The 20036-nt window shown below is 54.4% G+C and carries 21 protein-coding genes and 1 pseudogene; 12 read left to right on the top strand and 10 right to left on the bottom strand.

Annotated elements, in window-relative coordinates; all coding sequences use genetic code 11:
- Positions 1 to 167 precede the first annotated feature (167 nt).
- Positions 168 to 352 (bottom strand): annotated as a pseudogene (locus NBT81_RS10730) (IS5/IS1182 family transposase); the annotation flags it as partial.
- A 103-nt stretch (positions 353 to 455) separates the two neighbouring features.
- Here NBT81_RS10730 and NBT81_RS10725 point away from each other — a divergent pair.
- A complete protein-coding gene (locus NBT81_RS10725) occupies positions 456 to 1091 on the top strand; it encodes an IS6 family transposase (RefSeq protein ID WP_338738359.1) in 636 nt (211 codons plus the stop codon).
- A 587-nt stretch (positions 1092 to 1678) separates the two neighbouring features.
- The gene (locus NBT81_RS10720) at positions 1679 to 2833 is read left to right on the top strand and encodes a hypothetical protein (RefSeq protein ID WP_338738357.1); all 1155 of its coding nucleotides are present in this window, start codon (positions 1679 to 1681) and stop codon (positions 2831 to 2833) included.
- A 342-nt stretch (positions 2834 to 3175) separates the two neighbouring features.
- On the opposite strand, the gene NBT81_RS10715 is transcribed toward NBT81_RS10720, so the two are convergent.
- Positions 3176 to 3406: a hypothetical protein gene (locus NBT81_RS10715; RefSeq protein WP_092695449.1), complete on the bottom strand. Its 231-nt coding sequence runs from the start codon at positions 3404 to 3406 to the stop codon at positions 3176 to 3178.
- Positions 3407 to 3594: 188 nt separating this feature from the next.
- On the bottom strand, positions 3595 to 3966 hold the full coding sequence (locus tag NBT81_RS10710; RefSeq protein ID WP_338738349.1) for a DUF7475 family protein: 372 nt from the start codon (positions 3964 to 3966) through the stop codon (positions 3595 to 3597).
- A 240-nt stretch (positions 3967 to 4206) separates the two neighbouring features.
- Between NBT81_RS10710 and NBT81_RS17345 the strand changes: the two genes are divergently transcribed.
- Positions 4207 to 4911, top strand: coding sequence for a tyrosine-type recombinase/integrase (locus tag NBT81_RS17345; protein ID WP_425498642.1), 705 nt, complete (start codon positions 4207 to 4209; stop codon positions 4909 to 4911).
- Between the two features lie 509 nt (positions 4912 to 5420).
- Here NBT81_RS17345 and NBT81_RS10705 read toward each other — a convergent pair.
- From NBT81_RS10705 to NBT81_RS10680, 6 genes are all read right to left on the bottom strand, one after another.
- Positions 5421 to 5771, bottom strand: a complete 351-nt coding sequence (locus tag NBT81_RS10705) for a type II toxin-antitoxin system PemK/MazF family toxin (protein WP_338738347.1) — start codon at positions 5769 to 5771, stop codon at positions 5421 to 5423.
- A 15-nt stretch (positions 5772 to 5786) separates the two neighbouring features.
- Entirely contained in the window at positions 5787 to 6056 is a 270-nt protein-coding gene (locus tag NBT81_RS10700; RefSeq protein WP_338738344.1) for an AbrB/MazE/SpoVT family DNA-binding domain-containing protein, read from the bottom strand.
- Positions 6057 to 6318: 262 nt separating this feature from the next.
- Positions 6319 to 6681 carry a hypothetical protein gene (locus tag NBT81_RS10695; RefSeq protein WP_267665571.1) on the bottom strand — a complete coding sequence of 121 codons (363 nt, stop codon included), beginning with the start codon at positions 6679 to 6681 and terminating at the stop codon, positions 6319 to 6321.
- A gap of 699 nt (positions 6682 to 7380) precedes the next feature.
- Complete coding sequence (locus NBT81_RS10690) at positions 7381 to 8037, bottom strand: hypothetical protein (protein ID WP_338738338.1); 657 nt, start codon at positions 8035 to 8037, stop codon at positions 7381 to 7383.
- 50 nt (positions 8038 to 8087) lie between these two features.
- Positions 8088 to 8837 carry a hypothetical protein gene (locus NBT81_RS10685; RefSeq protein WP_338738336.1) on the bottom strand — a complete coding sequence of 250 codons (750 nt, stop codon included), beginning with the start codon at positions 8835 to 8837 and terminating at the stop codon, positions 8088 to 8090.
- 9 nt (positions 8838 to 8846) lie between these two features.
- Positions 8847 to 9734 carry a hypothetical protein gene (locus NBT81_RS10680; RefSeq protein WP_338738334.1) on the bottom strand — a complete coding sequence of 296 codons (888 nt, stop codon included), beginning with the start codon at positions 9732 to 9734 and terminating at the stop codon, positions 8847 to 8849.
- A gap of 58 nt (positions 9735 to 9792) precedes the next feature.
- Between NBT81_RS10680 and NBT81_RS10675 the strand changes: the two genes are divergently transcribed.
- The gene (locus NBT81_RS10675; RefSeq protein WP_338738332.1) at positions 9793 to 10614 is read left to right on the top strand and encodes an IS5 family transposase; all 822 of its coding nucleotides are present in this window, start codon (positions 9793 to 9795) and stop codon (positions 10612 to 10614) included.
- A 76-nt stretch (positions 10615 to 10690) separates the two neighbouring features.
- On the opposite strand, the gene NBT81_RS10670 is transcribed toward NBT81_RS10675, so the two are convergent.
- Complete coding sequence (locus NBT81_RS10670; protein WP_390278549.1) at positions 10691 to 11434, bottom strand: type IV pilin; 744 nt, start codon at positions 11432 to 11434, stop codon at positions 10691 to 10693.
- Positions 11435 to 12123: 689 nt separating this feature from the next.
- Between NBT81_RS10670 and NBT81_RS10665 the strand changes: the two genes are divergently transcribed.
- The 8 genes from NBT81_RS10665 to NBT81_RS10630 all read left to right on the top strand — a co-directional run bounded on the left by NBT81_RS10665 (position 12124) and on the right by NBT81_RS10630 (position 20035).
- On the top strand, positions 12124 to 12546 hold the full coding sequence (locus tag NBT81_RS10665) for a hypothetical protein (protein ID WP_338738330.1): 423 nt from the start codon (positions 12124 to 12126) through the stop codon (positions 12544 to 12546).
- A gap of 104 nt (positions 12547 to 12650) precedes the next feature.
- Positions 12651 to 13142 carry a hypothetical protein gene (locus NBT81_RS10660; RefSeq protein WP_338738328.1) on the top strand — a complete coding sequence of 164 codons (492 nt, stop codon included), beginning with the start codon at positions 12651 to 12653 and terminating at the stop codon, positions 13140 to 13142.
- Positions 13143 to 13145: 3 nt separating this feature from the next.
- Positions 13146 to 13511: a DUF7568 family protein gene (locus NBT81_RS10655; RefSeq protein ID WP_338738326.1), complete on the top strand. Its 366-nt coding sequence runs from the start codon at positions 13146 to 13148 to the stop codon at positions 13509 to 13511.
- Positions 13512 to 13589: 78 nt separating this feature from the next.
- The gene (locus NBT81_RS10650) at positions 13590 to 13985 is read left to right on the top strand and encodes a DUF7567 family protein (protein WP_338738324.1); all 396 of its coding nucleotides are present in this window, start codon (positions 13590 to 13592) and stop codon (positions 13983 to 13985) included.
- Between the two features lie 82 nt (positions 13986 to 14067).
- Complete coding sequence (locus tag NBT81_RS10645) at positions 14068 to 14703, top strand: hypothetical protein (RefSeq protein ID WP_338738322.1); 636 nt, start codon at positions 14068 to 14070, stop codon at positions 14701 to 14703.
- A gap of 478 nt (positions 14704 to 15181) precedes the next feature.
- Positions 15182 to 16846 carry a hypothetical protein gene (locus tag NBT81_RS10640; protein WP_338738320.1) on the top strand — a complete coding sequence of 555 codons (1665 nt, stop codon included), beginning with the start codon at positions 15182 to 15184 and terminating at the stop codon, positions 16844 to 16846.
- Positions 16843 to 18498 (top strand): hypothetical protein, encoded by a 1656-nt coding sequence (locus NBT81_RS10635; protein ID WP_338738318.1) that lies wholly within the window; start codon positions 16843 to 16845, stop codon positions 18496 to 18498. The genes NBT81_RS10640 and NBT81_RS10635 overlap by 4 nt, the downstream gene beginning before the upstream one ends.
- Positions 18491 to 20035: a hypothetical protein gene (locus NBT81_RS10630; protein ID WP_338738316.1), complete on the top strand. Its 1545-nt coding sequence runs from the start codon at positions 18491 to 18493 to the stop codon at positions 20033 to 20035. Before NBT81_RS10635 ends, NBT81_RS10630 begins: the two co-directional genes overlap by 8 nt.
- The last annotated feature ends 1 nt before the right edge of the window (position 20036 follow it).

Raw genomic sequence — 20036 nt, 5'->3', positions numbered from 1 at the left:
CTACCCTTTCTACGGTGCCGTCATGCTCTGTATCTCGCACGCCGCTATTGACAGAGATCAAGAACAAATTGTAGGTGTTGCTGAATACACAGCGCGAATCTTGCGCGGGACTGCCACCGGTTTTCTGGTCAGCGGATTGCTCAGTAGAGCCTGTCATAGAATCCATCTCATAGCTTCTCAAAGCCCGGATCGTTTCCTCTCTCGTAGTTGGTGGTGGCAACAACGAACCGGAGACAGAGCGCAATGAACACCTCTGTTCGTGCGTGAACGCGGTCTCGGGCGCGGACGTGTCCGAGGCCGCAGTCCTTGACTGCATCGCTCGTTCGACTCCTGTCCGGTTGTTGTACGTCTCGCAGTGTGTCAGATAATCAGTCGTAGCGACGTTTCAGGGCTGGTAACTCGGCGATGTTCAGATAAGGATTGAAAGGTGAGGCGTAGCGTTTTCTGAGTGATCCATGCCCGAAAACGCTAGCCTCAACGGTTGTATCGATCGAATCGAGTTAGGTTTTGTGGAACGAGAGGCAACACCGCGGCTGTTTATGAAGCTCAGTATTCAGCTCCATCTTGCTGGACTATCACTTTCGAATACTGTCTCTATTCTTGAGATATTCGGTGTTGAGCGGGCACGATCCACCGTTCACAACTGGGTTCACAAGGCAGATCTACAGCCCGAAGAGGGTCGAAGCCCGGATCACGTTGCGGTTGATGAAACGGTGATCCGACTCAACGACGAGCAGTATTGGCTGTACGCCGCGGTTGATCCAGAGACGAACGAATTACTCCATACAAAGCTTGAGCCGACAAGAACGAACGTAATCGCTTACGCGTTCTTCCGCGAATTACGCGAGAAACACGACGTTGACGACGCGGTGTTTCTCGTCGATGGTGCGAAACCTCTGAACGACGCGTGCCGTCGCCACGGCCTCGATTTCAGATACGAACGCCACGGAAATCGGAACAGCGTCGAACGTGTCTTTCGTGAGATAAAACGAAGAACTACCAGCTTCTCGAACTGTTTCAGTAACGCCGAAGCAGAAACTGCAAATGAGTGGCTTCGATCGTTCGCCTTCGCATGGAATCAACTAATCTGAACAGTACCGGTAACTCTGCCCTTGGATTTAATATCGCACGCGGATGTCGGTCACGTATGCCCGGAGCAGGTCGTTCGGATTCACCAGCGGTCAGAGCCATCGGGGCTCTCATTGCGCTGATTGCCGTCGTCGGTTACCTGATTTTTGACTGGTCGTTCAACGGTTCTGCGGACACTATCCCTACGGCTATCGGCGTCATCGTCGCGGTCTCGGCGATCGGATGGACGCTATACAGCCGCGTATATTCGGATGGGGGACCGTGATAATGGCTGGCTTGAGTAGAGATGAGATTGCAGCTATTGCGGGTATCGGCATCACCGTCGCCGTGTTCGCTTGGTATCGAACCGGCTTGACCGGAATACAGCGATGGACAAACGCTATTATCGTGTTACTGGTGAGTGTCGCCGTGGCAACGGCTACAACCTTTGTTCTGAAAAAATGGAATCCGAGATGGTATCGTTCATAGCAGGAGAAGGGCGCACCACGGGTTGTGGCGCCGACTCGATACCTGAACGTACAATGAGCTATCAGCGAACCTTCGAATGGTGACAACCAGTCTTCCTCTCCGCCTGACACCCCCTCATGCCATGCTCTGGGCGCTTTGCGCAGCGTTCGTACTGGCTGGCGCCGCCGCCGCTGGTGCTACGGCGAACACGCTTGGCGTCGTACTCTGGCTTGCGGGCTATGTGGTCGTGGGATGGGCTGGTGTCATCGGACTTTTCGCCGAACGTGAGGCAGCGTTCAATTACGACTTCGGCGTCTACGGGATGACCGTTGATGATCTTAGTACACGCCACGGTGCCGTATCGTTGGGCCGCTTTCCCCCACTCTATCCTCGGAACACCCCGGTGTTCACCGGGGTCGTTGCTGTCATCTATCTCTGGACACTGTTGGGCCTTGCTGTGATCACACCGGAATCAGCAGTCAGTGATTTGCGTGGAGGGACGCTGGTCACCGCGTCGGTAGCCGCCGTCGGACTGGCGCTCGCCACTGAGACCCGCGATGTGTACTTTGGCCGCCGGCAATTCACCGACATCGGCGTTCATACACCCATCCGGCGGGCGCTGGAATTGCTCCTCGTTTCGGCACTTCTTATCGGTCTGAGTCAAGTTTCGACCGAGGCGACTGGGCAACAGTCACTACTCATCTGTGGCGGGTGGGCTGGCTATTGGCTTTTGCGTCAGCGACCCGGAAAATTCGACCACTGGACCGGCCGAGTCGCCTCCGCGCTCCGACTCTCTCCCGATCCCCAGCCCGCTCCAGACCCGCCAGTCTCTCCCGAGGGACGCCCGCAAGCAGTAGTCGAGACTTCGCAGTCGGCTGTCTGGCGGGGCGCAATCCGAGCAACTGTGACGGACGATGCGCTGCTCCCGGCATGGATTCTCGTTTTCCTCGGCGGCGGGCTGGCGATACTGTTCGGGGCAACTAGTGGATTTTCAGTTGCCCGTTCAGCACTCATCCCGGTTATCGTGGCCGTGCCGCTACTCGTACTGCCGGTCGTGCCGGTCAAGATCGCGGAGTACCTATTTACCCACGGTGCTGTCGAATACCGAGTCCACGACCGCCACATCGCCGCATACGCCCCCATATTGGGGGCTACACAGTGGACACTCCCACTTGCTGACGTTGCTGTCACCTCTACAAATGGCGACACGGTCACTGTCGAAACTAACGCAACGATGCGTATTCTCCGCCACGTCTCCGAACCGGACCGGCTCGTTGCCGCACTCACCGCTTCCTAAGACGAAGACCCACACCTGCACTTTACCGGTCGATTGAAAAAACTCCCCCCAAAACAAACGAGGCTACTGTGCTGATCCTTGGGGTCGGTCACTCGACTGGAAATGATCTAAGTATATCATCACTATTGGAGTGACAGATACACCGCGCGAATACAGCACTCATTGACCCGTAGGATGGAGCACCGATGGTCGGTCACTACAGAGGATAGAGCCAGCGCGCTCAGGTCGGTTCCTCATCTGCCAGTCGTCAATAGACCGGCACACCACATCTGGATGGGTAGTGTGTCGATTATCTTGGCTTTATACTGAATCTGCCGGACTGTAACTCACCGGCCGGCGAACTCAGTCTTCCAGTCCGAGATCTGCGAACGAGTGTGTGTGGTGCCAGAAGGCCACCACTTCATCGACATCGAACGTGAGGACACCATCGGTCAATTCGATCGTGATGACACCATCTTCAATCTCCGTATCATGGAGATGCATCTCCAGTGGTTCGTCGAATTCTGAGACTGCGAGCATCAGTTCTCCCTTTGCTTCGAGTTCCGATTGTAGCTCTGCTGTTTCTACTACCATTGCATCTACCAATATGAGCTGTGGAAAAATAAAGATATATTATCGTTTTCAAAATCCTATTTTCGCCGCAACGTTTATTATTTGGAGTTTCGAGAGAGTGTCATAGAAGACTTCTCACACCAAACAGGAACCGCTCAGTACAACTACCTCACTAGACGGATCTTTTTGGGTTTGCGCTGAAGATATTATTACGGCTCCCGACGTTGTCTAATCACCAGGGCGACCAGAGCAATGACTAGAATGACTTGTACAGCTTTGTCAATATATCCGACAAGCGTGAAACTACCAGCCTTTGCTACGTACCACAGTGGAATCTGTACCGCGGTATACGGAATCGCCACTAGCGTAAGAAGCGAGCGCTTGTAACCCCAGGTATAGAGCCCGATTCCTCCGAGAAATCCAAGCCCGGCCAGTAGAAGTGGTGGTGCAGACTCGATAAACCCAGCATACAGGTGCGTAGCGGCTGTAATCACCAGTAGCCCGATTACTATGATTTCTAACTGTGAGTAGACCCCGGCTGAAGACGTGTCAGACGTGACTGATTTGGACGCTGAAGACACATCACGATACTGTGCTTAGTTTAACTAAAGTATTGTGGCTACTATACACGATCACTGCTCTGACTTGGGGGACAGATCTTGAGTAGATCATTTTTCCGGTAGTGAGGGAGGTGCTCAAGTTCGTCACTGAGCTATATGATGCGCTGGATGCAAGCTCCAAGCTCTATATTCAGCGGGCGCTGAGTTGACTTGTTACCGATATGTCGCCTTTCAATTCGGGGAGCAACGTTCTTGTGGTGGATGACGGACAACTATGATCAGTCGAATGAATGGGCACAGAAGCATCGACAATCGTTGACCACGCGGCACACCCACGAGGATGTGCTCACAGACCGGGAGTTCGAACTTCTCCTGGAAGCGTGTAGTTCACTGCCAGAGCCGCGAGACTTGCAGGCGCGGTTCGTGTGTCTTGCCGCTGGCCGACTCGGATTGCGTGCTGGTGAAATCGCTCACTTCCGTGCCGACTGGCTCGATTGGGATCGGATGCTGCTTCGCATTCCCCAACACGAACCCTGTGAGTGTGGCTATTGCCGCCGCCAGGCATCACAGGAAACCACCCATAATGAGCAACTCACACAGGAAGAGGCGATGAAGGGACGCTGGCATCCGAAGACAGTCGCCTCAGCTCGGGCGATTCCGGTTGACCTGTCGCTCCGGCTTGAGTTGTGTCTTGAACGGTTCACAGACGAGTACGAAGCGTTTCCTCGGTCACGAACCGCGGTCAACAGACGAGTGAACGCTGTCGCTGAGGTCGCAGATATTGAGGGTCGAGTATATCCTCATTGTCTCAGGGCGACCGCTGCCAGCTACCACGCATATCAAGGGGTCGCACCCGTTCCACTCCAGGCGCTGATGGGCTGGAGCGACCTGGCGACAGCGCAAAAATACATTCGCATCTCCGGGAGAGCCACTGCCGACGCTCTTCGGCAAGTCCATCACCGGTGAAGGAAGCGATAGAGCTGTCGCCACATGCTGTAGCCCTACGCCTGACAGGTCCGTTATGGTATCTGAGGGCTATGCAAGATGGAAGGCGCATATCTCGCACGAAGTTTTGATCAATTCGATTCGGTCGATGTAGACAAAGGGGTTATGTTGCATGATAATTAGTTATATTAATGGTGGCCTCCACACGTGGTTGGGGCCTTCGGGAACCTCTGAGGCCAAGGTTCCCACTACTCATAATAGCGGCCTGATCGCCTTCTGTATCTTTGAAAAGCAAGCCACCGTGAGATTCGCAATACACTCCTACCAGATGGTTCAGGCGACCACGTTCGAGATAAACAATCGCGCCATGCTGACTTCATCCTCTGAGTCTTGCACGCTGTTTGTGATAGCAATCAGATAGAATATTGAGGCTGTGCAAGATAGAGCGCGCGTATCTCGCACAGAAGCTCTTCAAAAAACGAGCTGGTCGGATCGGTCAATACAGACTATACACTGACGGAACTTTTCGCTCAAATGCCGAGGCTATCTTTGATTGCCGAGTCGATTTTTACCATGTCCGATGACGGGACAGATCCAATATTCTTTTTCACACGTTCGTCGATGTCGATAACCCGGATTTGACTTAGATCTGCCACTGAGTCGTGATCGAGGGCAGTATCCGAAGCCAGTACTTCCACCTCGAACGGGTACGTGTCTCCAGACGTGTACTGCGTTGTGAATGGAGCGATGATGGTTGTCGATGAGTACTGATTCCCAACATCGTTCTGGATGACAACACAGGGCCGGCTCTTTCCTTGCTGCTCACTCCCTTTCGTGGGGTTCAGTTCAACGATGACAATGTCGCCGCGGCGTACCTGCACAGTTGACTCCAGAATTCACTCGCTCCAGCCGGGTGCGTCACCGAGATGCTCGGTTGCTTCTGACGATGCTTCTTCCATTTCTTCAGCCAACTCACGAGACCGCTCGGCTCTCTTTCGATATCCTTCAGCAAGCCGTTCCTCATCTGTCGGCGGTTTGAGTATGATCTCGTCATTCACTTCGACGAATTCGATTTCGTCACCACCTTCAATACCACGACGGTCCCGCAGTTCCTTCGGAATCGTCACCTGCCCCCGATTTCCGACTTTCCGTTTGTGTTCGGGCATATCCATTCATACTTTTTTCATACTGATATAGATGTCGGTGGCATGGTCATTCAATTCGCAGGCACGCTTTACCGGTTGCTTCAGGATTTAGATGGAGAAAATAACGCAGTTCCATTGCTGACTGCATCCTCTGTATCTCGTACCGCCTTGCTGACAGCAATCGGGTAGTTTGTCGAGCCTTTGCTGTATAGAGAGCGCATATTCAGCAATTACCACTGATGCTTCCGCTTCTACCGATGGACAACTCGTGCGTCACCAGTCGCTACTGCCGCGGTTGACTCTGTACATTCGATATGATAATAAAATACGCAATTATACCAATCGACCACATTAGCACGCCGACAACCTCAGACCCTTGAAGACCAACATATTCTATGAGTGCTAACGGACCTATGCTCAATCCGAAGACACCGACGGCATGGCCAAGCCTGTCGTACCTAGTATCGAACATGAACTGTTCACCGAGCAGTGTGATGTCATACGCTAAAATGAAGTATGTAATCCCGATGTATACCGTTGCTATGCTTGACACAAAGAACCAATCCGAAAGGAGGTATCGGTGAACTCCACCACCAATGCAGCAACCAATCAGAACAGCCAGCGGGAGGGGCTTATTGAACTTCACACCTCGCTGTTGAAATTGAATGTGTTTATTTTTGCTGTATAGAAGCTCTATATTCATCAGACGATCCGTGTCAAATTCTAAGAACTCACTCAATCCAATATATCACAACACACACCACGGTTCGGCATCGATAGTCTCTCGTGCCCTCCATCGAGTCGTTCAGAACGAAGCGCGGAGTCGCACGTCTCACAGACGATGCCGTCCACTTCGATGAGTCTGCCGTCGGGTATGCCCGCTCGCTCTATTGGGGGTACTGGTAGAGCGAGGAGCGATGGCGCAAGGCGATTTTCCTCGGGTACGTATCTGGACTGCTGTTTGCCATCAGTTGGCTCGTGAGCGCGATTCGCGCTGTAGTCAGACTGCTTCTCGCAGGACTGCTCGGCATTCTCACTATCCTCGTTGGAGTGAACTACGCTCGAGGATTCCGGTCTCCTGATCGCATTCCGCTCGACGATATCGAGGATGTCTCGACGACACGCGGTGAGGAGGGGCTGACACGACCACGACTCGTTATCACGTACCTGGACGATGAGTCGACCTACAAGCGCCGGGTGAATCTGCCGTCACTCTATACGGCCGACGGGGAGGCGGCGTACGAACGTGCACTCGACGCCTTCGGCGAGCGCGGATTCGACACGGGGGGACAGGAACTCTCGATGTCGGGGCACCACGACCAACCGCCGATCGATCTTCAACACGTCAGAACAGGAGTGAGGTCTCACGTTCGGCAACCGTATAGCCCTGTGCAGCGAGTGCGTCAGCCCGGTATCGTTCGGCGACGAACTGCTGTGGGAGCCGTCGAAGGCCGAACCGACGATCCGAGGTCCAGTCGACGTCGACGACTGTGTGGTCGTCGTCCTGTCTGATCGAGGCCGTGTACGTCCCCCACGGCCGACCGCCGGCGGTCACGAGCAGTTCGATATCACCATCTGGATCCCCATCGGGAGCGTTCGAGCGCGTCTCGACAGTCATCTCGGTAGAACGTAGGCCGAGTAGGTACGAGAACTCGTAGGTCGCGCCGTCATCGGTCGTGTGTACAGCGTCGGCGATCCCCCACTGAAAAGCGAGTGGGGGCGGGGTTGCCCCCGCAAAGTCGGCCCGGACTGTTTCGGGGTCGGCGTCTGTAATCAGTCGAGCGGTGCCGCTGGTCCGAAACACCGGAATACGGACCAGCGCGCCGAGGGGCAGCCCGACGAGAACTGCCTGTAGCAGTGAGAACAGGAGGAATGCAGCGCCGACGACGAGCCCCACGAGAAGCGCAACCACATAGCTGAGCGGCCGTTCGAGTCGCTGGTATCGCTGAGCGACATCGACCGCCTCTGAAGGTCGATCGACAGGGTTCGTGGTGGAGGGCATCGATAGCATGTGGACGAACCGTCGGTGTAGATGTTCTGTTATCGAGTCGTTCAGAGTAAAACGAGCACGAGGCCCAGCGCGACATTGAACACACCGAGACAGACCCCGACGAGTGACGTCTTGGCCATCCGGACGAGCGTCTGGCTGGGCGGACGATCGGAGACGACGAGTGGGTCGATGCCGTCGCCAGTCTCGGTGACACGGCCAACGACAGTGACCTCATCGCCGGGCATCGCACGCTGTTCGCTGTAGCGGCGAGTCCCGAGCGAGAGACGCCTCGTGAGCGGTCGGACGAGCGATGGAGGGGATCGCCAGTACGTCGTCACTGGGACGGCGTCAGTGGTCCGCTCGAACCGTGCGATGCGCTCGGGGGGCTCGTCGCTCGGCGGGACGGTCGCGACGATTTCGCGTTCGAGTGTCACGGTGCGTGCCGGCTCGACGATATCGACATCGGCTTCGGCTGTGCGCACACGGAACGCATCCGAACCCGCCAATTCGTGGATCGTCACGAACCAGGGGAGCAAGAACGGACTCAAGCGGCGTTCTTCGACGGCGTATCGGAGGGCAAGACAGTCGTTCCCGCTGAAAGGCGCGCTCAGGAGGTCGGCGTCGCCCTGCTGGGCCGTCCCGGAGACACGAACGAGCGCCCCAGGAGTCGTCTCACCGAGCATCGAGACGACCTCAGCCCGGTAGATGCTGGTAGCACGCCAGACGTACCGCGCACTGAACGCGAGGACGATCGTCCCGACGACGGCGAGGCCGACGCCGAACAGTTGACTTCCGGAGAGTCCGAAGACCATGCTGACTGATTACGTTGTGAGCTCTCGATAGAACGACACGGAGTACACTCCGAAGAATCCACCGAACAGCGTCCCGACCACGAGGACGAGGAGGCCGACGACGGCCACGAGCGGGAGTGACAGCTCCGGGAGATGAAGCGCCGCTGCCGATTGCGGTGACAGCAACAGCGAGAGCACGCCGAACACACCACCGAACACTCCACCGAGGACTCCGACGAGGATCGAGTAGCCGAGCGTACTCACCAGGTGCTCACGAACGACCGACACGCTGCGTTTGAGCCCGTCGACCGCGCCCATATCTTCGAGCACGATCGCCTGGCCGTAGAATTGGACGAAAAAGAGCGCTAGGAGATACAGAAGGACGACGATGGCGACAACGATTCCCATGACGGCGAGAACAGCGATGCTGGCTGATTCGAGACCACCGCTTCCGATGACGAAGATGCCGCCGAACAGCGCGACGAAGAACGCGACCATCCCGAGCGCGAAGTTGACCGCCACCAGGGCGAGATACGCGACGAGGATGGAGACGTAGTTGGCTTTCCCGTCGTCGACGAACGTCTGCAGTGCTGTTCGTCCATCGAGGGCTTCGTCGGCCATCGCGATCAATCCACCTTGGAAGAATGGCATAACGACGAGGAATACGAGCGACACTCCGAGCGAGACGACGCTGCTGAGCAGTGGGTTGACAGCCTGCAAGGCTAACTGTGGGATTTGGAAAAGCGATATCACGAGTATCGGGACGAGCACGACCGGATTTCGGCGGAGAGCACTCGGCGTCCGGCGGAGGGCATTCAGGACAGCCATATCGGAATTTCCATCGGGCGACGTGAAAAGCTGTTCCCTATCAGACAGCTCGCTGAGTACATCGACGGCGACGAAGAATTCGACATCCAAACGACCGGCTCTGTTGAAATCCTCAAAGAGTTACAGATACGCCCGGTAGTGTGACCGAATGCAGACCCTCCCGAAGTCGCGGTTACTCCGGTTTGTCGAGCAGGCGTTCCACTTAGCACGGCGAACTGTCGCTCGCTACTCATCGAAGTTCTCGAAACGGCGGTATACACTTCACCAGCACATCGTTCTTCTCTGTCTCAAGGTGCGGAAGAATACAACCTACCGCGAGTTGCTTGACGAGCTTATCGAGATGCCACGGATTCGGAATGCCATCAATCTTGAGGAACTACCGTCACCTTCGACGCTATGTAAGGCGTTTAATCGGCTCGATATGGCGGTTTGGCGCGTCCTGCTCAACCACTCGGTCACACTTCTCCCCACCAACGGTGTCGTCGGGATCGACGCTTCTGGGTTCGACCGCAGTCGCGCTTCAAAACACTACACAAAGCGAACGAAGCTGACGATTCAGCAGTTGAAAGTTACACTTCTCGTGGACACGAGAGTGAACGCAATCATCGACTTACACGTGACGACGACACGAAAACACGACTCGAAGATTGCACCGTCGCTTATCAAGCGGAATACCGGGAAAGTAACGGTTCTCCTTGGTGACAAGGGATACGACGACCAGAAGGTTCGCGCGTTAGCCCGTGAAACTGGTGTTCGACCGATCATCAAGCACCGCGAGTTTTCGTCACTTCACAGGGCATGGAACGCTCGACTAGACGCCAACCTCTACGGTCAACGTAGCCAGAACGAGACGGTAAACTCTCGGCTTAAACGGAAATATGGCGCATTCATCCGCTCACGACACTGGTGGAAGCAGTTCCGTGAACTCGTTGTCGGCTGTCTCACTCACAACATCGACAAGGCACTCTGAACGTTAGATGTAGGCGACTCACTAACGAAGACCATCGTCGTCCGCGTGCTTGTCGTTGCATCTGGGGGAATCGGAGTCAGTTCACCGTCTTCGTTATGCTGTCGGTAGCCCCGTCGTCGTCAGTGACTATCAGTTTCACGTCCGTCCCCGCCGGGACGTTGACATTACTGACTGTTTCACCGGTGTAGTCAACCGAGCCATCTGCGCCAATATCCCACTCATACAAGTCTATTGACCCGTCGGAGTCACTCGATGGTGACCCGTCTAACTCCACGTTAGACGACTTCCCTCTTCTGGTAGTCGTGAAATCGGCTGTCGGGGGGCTGTTCGAGGGTGTGGGAGTCGCTGTTGGTGTCGGTGTCGGCGTAGGGGTCACAGTGGGTGTAGACGTGGGAGTTGAAGTCGGCGTAGAGGTCGGGGTCGAAGTCGGTGTCGGCGTTGGGTTTGACGCAGACCCATCACCGAAGACTCGACCTTGGAAGAGTATAGAAGAACGGCCATTCGACCGCCAAACGACGGCAAATTCACCGCTTGGCGCTCCCGAAATTTGACACTCTGTTCCCGGTTTTACTGTTGAAATCGTCGTGTCGCAAGCCTCTCCGTTTGTCCCGGCATAGTTACCTAACCAGCCGCTCGAATCAGAGACGATGTACACATTTTCTCCGTCGAGAGTCTCCCCACCAGCATGGGTGAGGACGACTGTCGTTCCGTCTTGGTTCATTCGGAAGTCGACCAACGGGTCGCCTTGAGCTAAATCGCCAGCGAACCCGAGTACAAACGTACCGATAGTAGCCGCGAGTATAACCGTCACTGCGACCATGAGTATCGTCCCTATCACTGGGGACACCCCCCGCTCATTATCGACCAATGTCGAGGGAGAGTCGGTAGGGGACACTTGTTAATCAGAAGATTAGGCTGAACTGTTTAGAGGTTATCGGACAGATTGCCGATTGGTTAGTTTGCTTGTCCGAGTTTATCCAAGCGACCGTGGGCGATTTGTTCGGTGTCGGAATCAATCAGGTCGTGGTGAGCGAGCCATTTCCGGACGGTAGTCGGGGAACAGTTGAATCCTTCACGGGCCGCAATTTCCTCGGGTGAGAGTTCCTCTTAGTCGTAGAGCCGCCGATGCGTTTGTTCATGTCTGTGCCGATGGATTACGCCGAGGCGTTCCATGTGGACGGTCACGCGGCTCTTCGAGAAACCGAGTTCGTAGGCGATTGTTCGAGGGGATAGCCCGCGTTCGTCGTATGCAGTCCTACCTATTGGCTGTTTCAGTGACGAGAGTATCAACTTATAGGATTTCAACGGGGCCAAACGACCGGGTATACGAAGTGTCGAATCCCAGTCCTCGCAAAGCGGTACGTCGTTCGCGATGGCGAAGTCCTGCATGCCGATCTTAGCGGGCTCGAACCGATCGACGAGTAACTGTTGATCAGTCACCTGTCGGGTGAACGGGAGCCGTATATCGGGGGCTGATGGCTTGAGCCCCCACTGTGGCTTCGTGATTCCATGTCCGAGCAATCATCAAGCGACCCATTCGAAGACTGTGAGCTAGGCCCCGAGGCGATCCTCGGAACACACACTTTCGAAGACGTCCTGTTCACCGACGACACGGAAACTCCGGTGAACGTGCTGACCGGCGAGACACCGGCACATTCGCAAGCAACCGTCGAGGAAGCGAAGGAGTTCGCTGCGAGTATCGACACGGAAACGCCCCAAATCGCGCTCCCCGCATCCGTCGAGTCGCAGGTCGAAACACAGAGCAAGCCCTACACGGCGGCCGCGTTCTTCCACTTCAAGGCGACTGGCTCGCTCGAACGCCACCGCGCCTACCACGCCGCCTACGAGTCGGACGCGTTCGCGGTCGACTTCGAGGCAGACTACGCGTCGGGCGACCTGACCATCACTGTCGAACGAGCGGACGAGTCCTGAGAATCCGCCGTCACGAGGAGAGTTTTTCGAGCGCCGGCGATGGGTGCCGGCGCAGCTGGAGCGAGCAACGATTCCCGGTGCGTCGGCGTTTCGAGGTGTTCGAGATGCACATGGTAATTTACGCTCTGGTAGAAGAATCGACCCACGACGACGCACTGGCCACCGGAAAGACGGTGTTCGACCGCCTGGTCGGCGCGGACCCACACGCCGGCGCCGTTTTCGATTACTACGTGACCTTCGACGAGGAGGACACATCCGTTGCAGGGAAGGCGCGATGGGGTGAGTTGCCGACTGCGGCCCCCATCGACTCCGATGACGGCCAAGACCTGCTCGAACGTGGCTGGGAGGCGACGAAAGAAGAGTTCGAGCGCAACCTCGACCGAATAAAAGAAGCCATCGAGGAGCTCTCCGACGAGGAGATTATGCGCGACGAGGACCTCGCCCGGCACGCCTTCCACCAGGTCGGTGCGTACGACGGCCCGACGATCTTCCTGTACAACGAATACGCGAACGGTATTCGCCACCGTGAGCAGCTGGATCGAGTCCTCGAGGAGAGTGAAGAACTCTGGATCGTGCCCGCAGACGTCCACTTCTAACAGATGCCTCAAATCACAAACTGGCAGCGCGAGAGCCGCACGCCCACACTCGAGTATCAAAACACCGAGACCGGCGCTCGGGCGGTCTTACACCGAGCACCGGACTCCTACCGTTACAAGTGGCGTGGCGTAATCCTCGTCGACGGCTACCCAGTGTGGTCGCGGGGGTACGAGACGAAGGACGCGAAAGCGTTCCGTGACGAGCTCCGGAAACGGCCAGCGCCCGAACTGAGTTGTCCCGAGTGTCCGAACAACGACGTGGCAATCGGTGGAAAAACGGCTGACGGCGCCAAGGTCCAGCGCTGGTTTGAGTGCCGGAACTGTGGGTACGAAGCATCCTCGAGAATCGTGTACGCCGCCGAACGGTGATTGATGGGAGCGTATCTGCGGTGACGTTTATTTCTTAGCCGGAATGGGTGGCCCGTCTCAATCGGGCCAGATACACAGATGAGTCTGGAAATCATCGACCGGCACAGCGAAGCACTGTTCGAGTTCCTCTGGTGTCCCGTCTGCGGGCACGAGGTATTCAGTCACATTCCGTTCGAAGGTGTGTTCTGCAAGAACTGCAACACGCAGGTCGAACTCCAGGAATCCCGAGAGACACGCGGCTACGAGGAGGCCGTCCTCGCCTGCTTCGACACCGATTCGACCTGGAATCTCCACGTTGACGAGAAGCTCCGTCGCGACATTCCGGATGGATCGGCGCGGGTGAAGGTCTTCGGCGCACCGGGTGCCTACGAGGTCGATTGGTGGAGTCCGGAACCTGGCGACGACTGGGAGCCGGTTGAGCGAGGCGAGTTCGACGATGTCGACGAGCCTGCAGACGTCTCCCACCTTGCGTAGGGAAACCAATTGTCACTGTCGTCTCGCAGACGGACCCTCGTTGGAGTCGGTTTTATTGTCTCTGTGGGAGGGTGTTCACGCTATGTACCCGACACCCTATCGCTGGACGACTGACGACGAGCTTACGCACGTCTTCTACAACAATCATATGCCCCCGAGTACCGGATTCGGATGGTCGAGTCTCTGTGATGAAGTGCGCTTACCGATCGAGGGAGAGCACTTCGAACTAGATGAAGACGTTACAGCAGAGGACATTACGTGTCGACACTGTCAGAATCGGCTTGATCGGCCATACGTTGATCTCAACGACGATTCTATGGCCGGCGTAAACGGCTGTCTGGTTCGAGTTGAACGGGATGAGGGAGGAGAGATCACGTCGGCTGAGTGCGTTTGCAGCGAGGCACTCCATCATTCCTTATCATTCGAACCGGACTCATTCAGCGGGAATCTAGAGAAACAGGCCAAAGCGGTCTGTAGCGAGTGCTGGGAGATATATGTTGAGCGGCAATGGGGTAGTGACGTTGAGGGTGCAGAGATCCGCGTCGAAGTCTGGGGTAACGATGGTCGCTCGAAGTACTTCGCGGCGGGTGCCGAGGCGATTCGCGGTGGTCCTGAAGGAGTGCTACGAGTAGTGAGTGAGAACGGGCTTGAGGAGGACATCCATCGTGAAGAGATCGAGTCTATTACGCTTACGCGAGCCCAGAGAGTTGATTACTAGGTCCTGTCGAACCGGTCAACAGCTGACCATACTGAAGTGCTGGATACAGGGGATGCAGCCAACAGCAGCCCTTGTTCTTTTCACTCAACCACGGGTGAAACAGCTGTTAGGTCAGCACATTCACTATACATCTTGAATTAAGTTCCAGAGTTGGATTCAGTAGCGATCTCCCTTTGAAAGATTGGTCGTTCGCTCTTGCGTAGCACATTGTCGATGACGTGCCTTCTTGCGGTTCCGCGTTGAGTGTCTCGGACTGAGTTCTCTGCGGAGAGCCGGGGGCCACGCCACGTACAGCTATGGAGATTCAAGCGCGAATTCAATCAAGAATCTCCTACGGAAGAGCGTTGGTCGTTATTGGGCGATCTTCTGAGCGTCTGCGTTCACTCGTTCCAGAAGTGATATTTTGGACTATATGGTCGCGGCATATTGTCCACATTTTATCAAGCACGTTTATAATAGGCTGTCAACATGATTACGCATGAGCAAAAGTAGAGGGATAAAACGTACAGCGACGCTGAATGTCGAGTGGAAAGACCTGACTAAGAGACACAGACTGTGCCGAGAAACGGTCGAAGCGAACATCGAACAGTTCCCCGACCCAGTTGAGGCCACATACGCCGTGGGAGCTATTGGGGCAGGCAAGAGCTTGCTACTCCTACACGGATTCAGATATGCTTGGCAAGACCAGGCCAAGCCAGCTATCTATCTTGATCTTAGTGATCTCATTGACGAACTCGTCCAGCGAGCCGAAGCCGACGGACACGGTATCATCCATCAATCGAATCTCCATGGATACTTTGAGGATATCTGTATCGAGAGGCTCCGAGAGATACGCAACAAGATCGAACAGAACGAGACCTTCGATACCGACGACTATCTACCGAGAGCCCGCCAGCGACCCACTCCCGACGAGTATTTCTCGGAACTTGGAGTGGAGGACCCTGAACAGATTGCGTCGAAGGAAAACGAACTCATTGTTCTTGTCGACGAGATGGAAGAGGGATATAAACGGCTAGATGAACACACGGAAGGAACGACTGGCCCTCTCCGAGAGGTCGTCGACGAAATTGACAAAGGGACTTCCCGAGTATACATGATCGGCGCGTTTGGCTACGCCAGCGCTCACGAACTTGGTGAAGCAGAAGCGCGGCGAGTCCAGAGCATCAATCTGCCGATTATCCGTCCGAGACAAGTTCACCAAATCCTCGAACGTGACTTGTCTGCCGGGACCGAAAACTACGCTTGGTGGCACTCACGGGGACGCCCCGGCTGGCTACAATCGGCTCTCGATGCAAAAGCTAACCTCGGAGACGGTGTTGAAGGCAACTACAACCGTCTTTTCGATATTGCAACGCAACAAATTTCCCGTGTTGAAGTCTTGGATAGAGAGAGTCTGGACTCATATCTCGACGAACTCAGCAACAAATCACGCGATCGTATCGCGGCCCTCCTCACCACTCCTTCACCCCATCAGCTTAGCGAATTTGATGAACCGGCGGCCTTCCAGTCTGCACTTCAGTCAGAAGCTACCGATTTCGCGCTTTGTGACACACATCTAACACCTGTCGGAGAGGTATACAGAACAATTGAAAAGGGATTAACGGACTTGGATGCGTATCACTCCGGAGTATCTGATTCGCAGCTCTCACAATTTGGAGAGAGGGTACTCCAAAGTATCGCTGACGAAGACGGAGAAATGGTCTTCGGACAGATCATGAGTCCAGCCCCAGCACAAGGAGATAGGGCTGTTGATATGATCCTTCGTCCGCTCGTTCGCCGGATGCACGATATTGCTCTTGAAGAATTAGGTAACGAGGAAGAGGAGACTATTGAGTTCCTCTATGATGTCACGCAGAGTCTTGATCAAATGAGCGCACAAGATATATATCAAGACTTCGCTGACTTCTTCGACCTCTTTTCGACGAGCGAATCCTCCACGATGGATTCTTACGTATCGATTGGCCTGAAGACGCCGAGTCTAGCATTCCCGAGTCTCATTACGAATCCACGATTGAGTTTTGCAGGACACGAAACGAACACGGACGACCAGTATCAGGAACTAGTTACGATGCTGGAGAATATGCAGGCTGCATCAGATCGGTTGCAAGAATTCGGTGACACTATTCAGGAGGATCCCCGATGAACTCTTCACTCTATCCCGTTCCGGCCGAAGAGCCGGCGCTTGAATCCCTGGTTCAGCCGTTTTTACAGGATAAAGTCGCCAAAGACGCGCTTGAGCCAAATTGTATATTCGCGATCGTACTCCTCGGGAACGACGACGACATCCAGGATGTCGAGACTGCCACTCAGGAGGTCATTTCCAACAGCGACGAACGTATTCAAGTAGCCGCCGAACTCGATCAGCTCCAAGTCACAACACTCGACGAACGACGGTTGGACACCTTTGCGACCAGTCTTCTGTACAATCTACTAGAACTAGATCAGACAGCCCCCATCCCGGAGACGATCAGTCGAGACGACATCGCCGACGAGGGTGTTCGGAAAATTGATTACTACATCGAAAAGCTCAACGAGTACTTCGCAACGAGGATTGAACAGCAGACGGACGAGTTCCAGGAGAATCTCAAAACACTCTTTCCCGTCACCTTGGGAGATCAAAGCTCTACAGAGCTATTCGATTTGTTCGAGAATCGGTTGACAGCCTCCCAGAACGCCCGTGTCGATTATCTACTGTTGGCACGTGCCGCTTCCGAAGAACGAGATAGGTGTCTTAGGTTCTTTGAGACAGCGCGTGACCGAGGTCTAGACTCTAAAAAATATCTGGGCCCAATTTCGGGGGGTGGGGGTGGTTACACGCGTATCATTGAATACGGATACGATCAGCGGCAGAACGACTTCCGTTCGGAATTCACCACGGCGATTCAAAAGGCAGAGGAGGCCGATACGCTAAATCTCCGAACGAAACTCAACCGGCTTTCGCCTCGCGCAGATTTGGCAACAACATACATGCAAGAGCCAGGCCTCCTTCGAGTTCTCTCGAACCAATATGACGGTACTGGATCTAATCTCGCAGACTTGCTAGTTCGAATGGTCGATGCGATTCAGGTCATCCAAGATAAGAAAGACAAAATCAATGTTGAGTACGACCAAGCAAAAGAATCTCTTGATGAGACGATCGATCAACTCGATTCAGTATACGATCGTATTGAAGACCATAGCTCGGTGTATCCCAGTGGGAAAATCCAACACGACTCTAGTGTCGTCGGTGATCTCCGAGAGTTCTGTCGGGTCGCAGACCGGATTTCACAACCCACTGCAAAATTCGTGCTTGGATACGATCGTGAGGGACGTTCTAGTCTGTATTCGACCCTTCAGGAGAATATCGACGACCGACGTCAAGAACTCGAATCCCGAGAAACAGACCTCGGCGAACACACGAATCGTTTCCAGAGTCTCGCCGACCGGACAAAAACGAAGATAGACGACATTGACTCTGCATATGCGACGATCGAGGCCAGTTCGGTGAATATCGATCTCCCGCGAAAAGACGCTGTAAAAGATACGGTCGAGGAAAGGTGCGAGACAGTTCTCGAAGAAGTGAAATCAGAACTCCCTGGCCTTGATTTCTCGAATAAAGCAGACGATATCCGCGATATTCAGGATGAGTGGGATGAAATGTTAACAGATGCACGCCAAGACATTGACGAGGTATTCCAAGTTGTTGATCAGCTGGAACGGCTCGCTGGTGAAATTGGCGAACTCGAAACAGAACGTGAAAGCAGACGGACCCAACTTCAGACTCTAAGTGAACACATGGAGGTCAACGATGAGTGATGCTAGTCCAGACACCCTCAGCACTCTTGAGAAGGCGCTAGAGGTAGAGCAAGACATCCACGACGAGAAGACTGCATTGGATGATCTTGAAGACACCCTTGACGAGTTGGACGAAGAAACGAGGTCGACACTGGATAATCTCGACAAAGAAGAGCAGAAGATGGTACGAGAGGCCTTCGATCGCTCATTGGGAGATGTCTTCGAAAATCTCGTTGCGGGCTCCGCATCGTTCAAACCAGGTGGATTCGAAGATGCTCTTGAGGACTTTGTGGCAGACTTTCGAAGTGTCCTCCATCATCCCGAGGCTGAAAAAACGGTCGAAGATATCGAAGATTGGTTGGTTAACGCTGGAACAGGCCCCCTTGATGAGAATATCAGAGAAGAGTTGATTGAGGTTGTCGAACAAGATGTCGATCGAGTTAACTCAGCCATTGACACTGCAAAAACCGCCTTGCAGTCAATCAATGCTGATGGAGGGACGGTACACACCTCAATAGCTCGGTTGATCAAAGAAGAACTGGTCGATGTAAGTAACGTTGATAGGATTGATAATATCGCGGATGAGCTGGAAGATATTGCAGAGCGGTGGCCGTATCCCTGGAACAGTGACCTCCCAGAGCCGTTGGGATCGAGTGTTCGTACCCGTATTGATGATTTACTCTTCGACCGGATCCAATCAATTGTCGACGACGCGAATGCCTTCGATCAGTTCACGACACTGGCTCGCGAGCGTGTCCTCGAAGCAGACAAGACTCTCTCAGACGCCGGGAATGTCGTATCTGAACTCCACGAACGATACGAGTTACTGATCGAAGTGTCAGTGGGTTCTCCAACCGACACCGGACAAGATGAGCTAGAAAACAGATTACGAGCCGCCGAAACTGTTGATGATGTAGTTACTGGTTGTCGTGAGGTCCTCTCTATTTTCGATGTGATGAACGACGTTGCTACCGAGTCTGTCAGTCGATTTGGAGTACCCGATAACTCGACGGAGTCGCTCGATTTTATCCAAACGTCCTTATCGAGAATTGATACTAAACATAGTGATCTTCTCGCTACCCGTGACAAGATACTCAGTGGGGATATAGAGGACTACGACGAAGCACAGGAGGGTTTCTCCGAACTGATTGAAAAGGCAGAACAGGAACTCAAGGGCCTCAGAAATAGAATTGAACATGAAATCCAAACCGGAAAAGAACTGGCCGAGATATTCGGAATCGATCAAAAAGCCCAATCACTCAATGAAGTTGAACTAGCCGTATCCCGAGCAGAGACTGTCGAAAACCTCGTGCACCAGGCACGGAAGTGCCGAACGATCCGCACCGAGATTACGGACATTATCACTGAGGACCATCTCGATCCAACACAAGCGAGTGTATTCGAGTTCATATTAGATGGGGAAGCAAACAAGGGTGCGAACAGCGATGTAATCAAGTCGATTTCTGATGACTTAGAGATGGACCAGACGGAAGTCCTTGGAGTCATTCATGACCTCAAGCATGAAGGTTTAGTCTCCATCTCGATCGAGGGCGCGTAAC

The sequence above is a fragment of the Haloplanus sp. CK5-1 genome, assembly GCF_037201915.1.
GTDB lineage: Archaea > Halobacteriota > Halobacteria > Halobacteriales > Haloferacaceae > Haloplanus > Haloplanus salilacus.
The sequence above is the reverse complement of the archived record's forward strand: the minus strand, read 5'-3'. Positions and strand labels throughout refer to the sequence as shown.